Here is a 7,320-nt window from a genome sequence, read left to right as displayed (position 1 = left end):
AAACTGGTGTCAATTTACTCACTTGCGAGTATTTTAGATTACAATTCTCCAACTTTTCCCCTCTCTTACCCCCCCACCCCTCCTCCCCCACTACCCATACTGTTGATTCGTTGTCAAGAGCAACTTTTGGGCTTAGAAGTCGAGCAACTAATTGGAGAGCAGGAATTGGTTATTCGTCCTTTGGGGGCAATGATTGCAGCACCTAATTATGTTCACGGTGCCAGTATTCTGGCTGACGGTGAGTTGGCGTTGGTGATAGATGGGGGAACATTACTGCAAAAAGTTCTGGCTAAACAGCACAATGACCAAATCTCTAGAATTTGGGCAAAATCGATAACCTCATTGCTTCCACCAAGTTCTCAACAACCATTGCTGTCTGATTCTCATACTGTCATATCAGCGCTCTCTGCATCAGAGTCCGATACCAAAGCAAGTGCAAGAATTTTGATTGTAGATGACTCACTAACTACACGCCAATCTGTAGCGATCGCTCTGCAAAAAGCTGGCTACTGCGTATTTCAAGCACAGGATGGTCACAAAGGAATTGAGCAGTTCCAGCACCTCAGCGATATTCAACTGGTAATCTGTGATATCGAAATGCCTCGTATGAACGGATTTGAATTTCTCCGATCCCGTCAACAAATTCCTGCTTTAGCAGACATTCCCGTATTAATTCTGTCATCTCAAAGTAGCGAAAAACACCACTTTCTGGCTTTGCAATTAGGAGCTACTGCATATATGACCAAGCCCTACATGGAACAAAAGCTATTAGCTATGGTGGCAAATCTGCTTGAGAGGGACAACACATGAAAATTATCCAAAATCAGTCCCAATCAGAAAAGTTCATTACTTTTACAGTGGCAGATTACTGCTTGGCGCTACCAATCAAAGCTGTATTAAAAGTTTTGACTTGTCCTGTTGGAGATGATCACAAACTCAGCAAAATGGGACTCATTCAGGTTGGTCGCCATATAATTCGGGTTTTAGATTTGCATCAGTATTTAGGTAGAGAAGATGTACATCAATTACCAAAAAAACAAGCTTTTTTACTGATTACGCCCATTTCTCAAGCAGAACTCTACGGTATTCTCATATATGAACCACCCGATCTGATAGAGTTGCCCCTAGAAATGATGCAGCCACTATCACAATCTCACTATCAGTCTAGTTTGCTTGATATTTTTAGTCACGCCATTGTAGTTTCACAAGAGAAAGCCACAAAAACTATTTTTTTATTGGACTTGCAACAAGTTTTTAAATGTTGTCAACTAATGGAATAGTTAGCGACACAAATATTGCAAGTCAATTCATCGCAATCATGAGTATATTTATACATTTTCCACAAACGTTCAATAAATCAATGATTAAAGGAAGTGCGATCGCATTCATGGATTAATAGCCTGCATAGACCACTCTTTTTGCTGGTCATCATAGCGATAGAGCCAGCGATTTTGTGGTTCACCACGCAATTCTAGGTGGTCTACTTTGGCGGGATCGAGTAGTAGTAGACAAAAATTTAGTAATGGGTGTACTGGATCAGGTTGTGGTAGGATAAAAGCTTTCTGTTCCTCCATTTTTCTAGGTTTCCCAGGATGAGGCCAAGCAAACTGTATACGTGCAGCATCACTCAATTCTTGCCAAGTATTAATCCGGACTTGTTGTAATATTGGGTCAAAATAATCACTTCCCACCAGAGTTAAACAGCCACTGATGCGAAATTGTTCGCGTGTACTAGGAAAATACCAACAAACTTCTGCCCAAGGTTTTAGTAGGATTTGAGTAGCTTTTTCACTACGGTCATCAGTAATAAATTTTAGCTGATTGCTATCCTCTAAAAAGCCACGAAATACCACAGTCCGATTAGCAGGACGGCCATTATCTCTGACTGTTGCAAGTTGTAAGTAACGAGCATAAACAAGACTGCGGTTGCGATGAAGAGCGCGAGCGATCGCACTTCGCCAAGGAGCAATAGACATAAATTACAGCCCCACATACTCCTGTATATATTGATTAACTAATTCCGGTCGTTCCTGTTCCAGTGACTACGGTTATACCGTTTCTCCCTGAAGCTGCGCTAAATAATTTCTTAGCTCCCCTTATTAAGGGAGGTTGGGGGATCTGATTTGTTGCATTTTCATATAGAACTGGTATGAGGTAATTCCTATTATTTAAATTAACAAGCTTATACCAATTAAATATGAAGCTGCACATTATTTTAACCCCTCCCAACCTCCCCTTGGTAAGGGGAGGTGCCGAAGGCGGTGGGGTTCTTTCTATGCATCTTCATATGGAAATGGTATTAACTGAAAAATTCTAACTATATTTTATATTTTCATATTCAAGATAACACAATTTATTTTATTTAGTAAATATCTAAAATTCAAAATATTTTTAATAGTTTTGCTTTCTCCGAGATGTTCTTAGTGTCTTAGTAGCAACCTTTATAAAGTTGCTTGGCGTCTACGTTAAAAAGTAAAAATATGATTTTTTAGCAACTAATTAAATTTAGAAATCAGTCTCTTGAAAATAGGCAATTCTCCTTAAGATGGATGAAAATCCTAGCTTAAGCCTGGTAAAACCATAGCTATAATTATATTCAAAGAACTATGACCCAGCAATTAATACACCATCCATCAACTTGGATTGATCGCCTAGCTAGATTTGGTTATATATCCAAAGGAATAGTATACGCTGTTGTCGGATTCCTCGCATTGCAAGCAGCAGTGGGAAGCGGTGGAAAAACCACAGACTCTCAGGGCGCACTCCAAGAACTCGTCAAACAGCCATTTGGTCAAATTTTGCTCGCGTTAATAGCTATCGGTTTAATAGGATATGTGATTTGGCGTTTTGTAGAAGCGATCAAAGATCCAGAAAATAATGGAACAGATGCCAAAGGAATAGCAAAAAGAATTGGTTATGCAATTAACGGCTTTATCTACGCTGGTTTAGCTTTTACTGCTATCAAACTTGCTCTTGGCAGTGGTGGAAATAGTAATAGTAACTCTACACAAGATTGGACAGCACGTATACTTTCTCAACCCTTTGGTCAATGGCTCATTGGGACTGTTGGAGTATTGATTATCGCCCTGGGTTTTTATCAGTTTTATCAAGCCTTTAGTAAAAAACTTCGTAAAAAACTCAACATAACAGAATTGAGCAATCCAGAACGTAAATGGGTAATGACAATTTGCAGATTTGGCGTAGCTGCGCGGGGTGTTGTATTCTGCATAATTGGCTGGTTTTTGATTGAAGCAGCAACTCAGTATGATCCAACTCAAGCAGGAGGTTTAGACCAAGCATTACAGACCTTAGCGCAACAGCCTTATGGCCCTTGGCTCTTGGGTATCGTAGCATTAGGTTTGATTGCTTATGGCGTATATATGGTAGTGCAAGCACGATATAGTCAGCTAGCAACAAATTAAAAAATTTGTTCTCACAAAATATGGCAATTATTGAAATTCGAGGCGTTTGGCTTACTACTACTGATAGCAAGGTTCTCCGTTCTCAAGAACGCATTGCGGAAGCGATGGATTTTCTCGCCGAGACGGGCTTTAATGTTGTCTTTCCAGTTGTCTGGGGTAAAGGAGCAACACTATATCCGAGTCAAGTGATGCAACAGACCTTCGGTACGGAAATTGATTCATCATTTCTCGGACGTGACCCGTTAGCAGAAGTAGTAACCACCGCGCATCGAGTTGGTCTTAAAGTCATTCCTTGGTTTGAATATGGATTTGCTAGTTCCTACAAGATGAATGGCGGGCCATTATTAGCGAAAAAACCAGAATGGGCTGCACGTGATTGCAATGGTAATTTACTCCAGAAAAATGGCTTCGAGTGGTTGAATTCTCTCAACCCAGAAGTACAAAATTTTATGTTGAGTTTAATCCTAGAAGTTGTACAAAATTACGACGTTGATGGAATTCAAGGTGACGATCGCCTACCTGCATTACCCTGTGAAGGCGGTTATGACCAATTCACGGTAAAACTCTACAACCAGCAGTTTGGTAAAAATCCCCCACAAAATCCTAAAGATGATCAGTGGTTAAGGTGGCGCGCTGACATTCTGACAGAATTTCTTGCTGGTTTGTATCAATCAGTCAAAGCAATAAATTCTAATTTAATAGTCTCAATGGCTCCTAATATTCCTGGCTGGGGATTTAAAGAATATTTACAAGATTCGCGGACTTGGTTAGAACAAGGGCTAGTTGATATCTTGCATCCACAGATATATCGGCGTGATATCTTGAGTTATCGATGTACACTTGAGCAGTTGATCAACAAGCAATTATCTAGTAGAGAATTAGCAAGATTAGCGCCAGGAATTTTAATGAAAATCGGTTCCTATGAAATCAGTGCTAAACAACTTTTACAAGTAATTGAGTTTAATCGTGATTGTGGGATGGCGGGAGAGGTATTCTTTTTCTATGAAGGTTTGCGAGCAGATAATAATGCTCTGGCGAAGGTATTACGGCAAGGGCCTTATGCTCAACTAGCAACTTTTCCTACTGTTGCCGATTTAAATAGACCAAGTGCAGATAAAATAGGATTATCTTCTATGTGGCAAAGATTACTACGATTTTTCAAAGCTATTTTTTAGAGGCAATAGTTGTGGATTATCAATCGCGAATTGATCAGATTATAGAGACTCTGCGACACGATTTACCGACACTATTTGAAAAAGATATTTCCTACGATATTTATACACAAAATATATATTTCAAAGACCCAGTTAATCAATTTAAAGGTAAATTAAATTACCGTATTATCTTCTGGACTTTACGTTTTCATGCTCGCTTGTTTTTCACAGAGATTTATTTTGACTTACATGAAGTATCTCAGTCAGCCAAAGATATCATCCTAGCAACATGGACTGTGCGGGGTGTGTTACGTGTTCCCTGGAAAGCACATATATTTTTCAATGGCTATTCTACTTATAAACTCAACCAAGATGCTTTAATTTACGAGCATATCGACACTTGGGATCGAAAACCAGGAGAAATTTTACAGCAGTTTTTTCGTAAGGGAAAAGATCATAATTAATGGGTTCGTAGTCAGCGCTTTAGCGACCACATAAGCACGCTTGGTCTTACTACGAACAGAAACAAAAAGTTACTTGTAGGTGTCTTTGTGGTCAAGAGATATAAATGGCGTATCTATCCGTAAGCAATCGGAGGGGACTGGTAGTTAGTATTATCGCCATTGTCTATTCTCTGATAAACAAATACAAGCTAACTTCCTGTCAATCAGGCTTTATTAATTATGCGAATTTCTTCTGCTGCAATTTTTACTTTAGCTACTTTAGCCACTAGCAATGTGACTCAGCAAGCAACTGCTGCACCTACTAGTGATTCCACACAGAATCAAAAAACTACAAATGTAGTAGTGCAAGCAACCGAAGTAACATCTGCACAAACAGATGCGATCGCATCACCGGAAACAGTTGTAGTTTCGCAGTTTTCGCAAAACAATAATTTAGTTGTGACAGCTACAGATGTACAAATTGTTGGTGCGACACCAGAATTGCAGCAGATCATTAGCAATATAATTAAAACCCAAGTTGGCGGCGAAACTAGCCAAACTCAATTACAACAAGATGTGGCAGCAATTTTAGATACTGGTTTATTTGCTAATGTTAGCGTCAATAGCCAAAGTACCAAAGCAGGTTTAAATGTAGTTTATCAAGTGCAACCTGTCATAGTGCGATCGCTTCAATTTTCTGGTGCAAAAGTCCTTAACTATCAACAAGCTTTAAAACCATTTCAATCTCAAGTTGGTAAACCAATTAGTCCTGCTAACTTACAGCAAGCAGTCGAGCAAATCAATCAATGGTACGCTGACAACGGTTACAAAGTAGCGCGGGTGTTATCAATTACACCCAATCGCGAAGGAATTTTGAGTGTCAATGTCGCAGAAGGATTAGTAGGCGATATTAAATTCCGCTTTGTTAATGATCAAGGACAAACAGTAGATGAACAAGGTAAACCAATAGAAGGGCGAACAAAAACAGATTTTCTCCGCCAACAAATCAAACTCAAACCAGGTGAACTTTTCCAAGAAAATTTAGTTAAACAAGACTTACAACAGTTATATAAATTAGGTTTATTTGACAGCGTGAATGTCGCCCTCGAAGGCGATGCAACGAAGCTAGATGTTATTTACCAACTTCAGGAAAGGGGCGCACGTGCTGTGAATGTGGGAGGTAATTACAACGCTGACGAAGGTTTGGTTGGTAGTCTTTCGTTTCAAGACCAAAATGTTGGTGGCGTTAACAACTCTTTTGGTACCAATCTCCAAGTCGGTGCGCGTGATCTCCAGTTTGATAGTAAGTTTACCAGTCCCTATCGAGCTAATAATCCCGACGCCCTTGGTTACACTATCAGTGCTTTTCGTAATCGCGAACAATCGAATACCTTTGATGATGAAATTAAATTAGCCAATGGTGATAAAGTCCGGGAAGGTCAATTTGGTGGTGGTTTAACATTCCAGCGACCAATAGAAAGTTGGGATACCAGCTTAGGATTTAATTACAGCCGTACTAGCATCCGCGATCGCGATGGCAAAATTACCCCTTTCGATGCTCAAGGTAATCCTTTATCTTTTAGTGGTACAGGCATCGACGACTTGACAACTGTATCTTTTACTGCTGGCAAAGACAACCGAGATAATCCCGCTAACCCAACTCAAGGATCTGTTTTACGTTTAAAAACAGAACAATCAATTCCCATCGGAAAGGGTGAAATTTCGATGAATCGCCTAGAGGCGAACTATAGTCGATTTGTGCCAATTAAATTATTTGATTCTCAAAAGCCACAAGTATTTGCTGTGAACCTGCAAGCTGGAACTGTGATTGGTGATTTAGCGCCTTATCAAACATTTAACTTGGGTGGACCAAATTCTGTGCGCGGTTATGATTCTGGTCAACTTGGTAATGGTCGGAGTTATGTATTAGCTTCCGCAGAATACCGCTTTCCAGTGTGGCAAAATTTCGGTGGCGTTTTGTTTGGTGACTTCGCTTCTGATTTGGGTTCTGGTGACACTGTATTAGGAAATCCAGCAGGAGTACGCGATAAACCAGGAATTGGTTTTGGTTACGGTGCAGGTATACGCTTTAATTCACCCTTGGGCTTAATTCGCGCTGACTACGGTATCAATGACCAAGGTGAAAGCAAATTTCACTTTGGTATCGGTCAGCGTTTTTGATTTTCTCAAATCAATAGACCTCTTGCAAAAATATTTTTACCCCACCCTAACCCTAAGCGTTTACGGGGCTACGGTGTACACACAAGTCTGAAGTTACTCAAGAATCTGGGTTTTACTTCA

7 protein-coding genes are annotated in these 7,320 nt (G+C 39.9%); 6 read left to right on the top strand and 1 reads right to left on the bottom strand.

Features of this window, described 5'->3' with window-relative positions:
• Together AC5JMK_RS10720 and AC5JMK_RS10715 are read left to right on the top strand one after the other, a co-directional pair.
• A partial coding sequence (locus tag AC5JMK_RS10720) for a response regulator (RefSeq protein ID WP_495910054.1) occupies positions 1-810 on the top strand: 810 nt, incomplete at its 5' end.
• Positions 807-1,280: a chemotaxis protein CheW gene (locus AC5JMK_RS10715; RefSeq protein ID WP_096678580.1), complete on the top strand. Its 474-nt coding sequence runs from the start codon at positions 807-809 to the stop codon at positions 1,278-1,280. The genes AC5JMK_RS10720 and AC5JMK_RS10715, both read left to right, overlap by 4 nt.
• A gap of 105 nt (positions 1,281-1,385) precedes the next feature.
• On the opposite strand, the gene AC5JMK_RS10710 is transcribed toward AC5JMK_RS10715, so the two are convergent.
• Entirely contained in the window at positions 1,386-1,976 is a 591-nt protein-coding gene (locus tag AC5JMK_RS10710; RefSeq protein ID WP_096678578.1) for an Npun_F5749 family FMN-dependent PPOX-type flavoprotein, read from the bottom strand.
• A gap of 630 nt (positions 1,977-2,606) precedes the next feature.
• On the opposite strand from AC5JMK_RS10710, the gene AC5JMK_RS10705 reads away from it, so the two are divergent.
• The 4 genes from AC5JMK_RS10705 to AC5JMK_RS10690 all read left to right on the top strand — a co-directional run bounded on the left by AC5JMK_RS10705 (position 2,607) and on the right by AC5JMK_RS10690 (position 7,200).
• The gene (locus tag AC5JMK_RS10705; RefSeq protein WP_495910053.1) at positions 2,607-3,422 is read left to right on the top strand and encodes a DUF1206 domain-containing protein; all 816 of its coding nucleotides are present in this window, start codon (positions 2,607-2,609) and stop codon (positions 3,420-3,422) included.
• A 20-nt stretch (positions 3,423-3,442) separates the two neighbouring features.
• Positions 3,443-4,597, top strand: coding sequence for a glycoside hydrolase family 10-like protein (locus AC5JMK_RS10700; protein ID WP_495910052.1), 1,155 nt, complete (start codon positions 3,443-3,445; stop codon positions 4,595-4,597).
• A gap of 11 nt (positions 4,598-4,608) precedes the next feature.
• A complete protein-coding gene (locus tag AC5JMK_RS10695; RefSeq protein ID WP_495910051.1) occupies positions 4,609-5,040 on the top strand; it encodes a C6orf136 family protein in 432 nt (143 codons plus the stop codon).
• A gap of 219 nt (positions 5,041-5,259) precedes the next feature.
• Positions 5,260-7,200, top strand: coding sequence for a BamA/TamA family outer membrane protein (locus tag AC5JMK_RS10690; protein ID WP_495910050.1), 1,941 nt, complete (start codon positions 5,260-5,262; stop codon positions 7,198-7,200).
• The last annotated feature ends 120 nt before the right edge of the window (positions 7,201-7,320 follow it).

The organism is Pelatocladus sp. (assembly GCF_059505505.1).
This window is presented reverse-complemented; position numbering and strand designations above follow the sequence as displayed.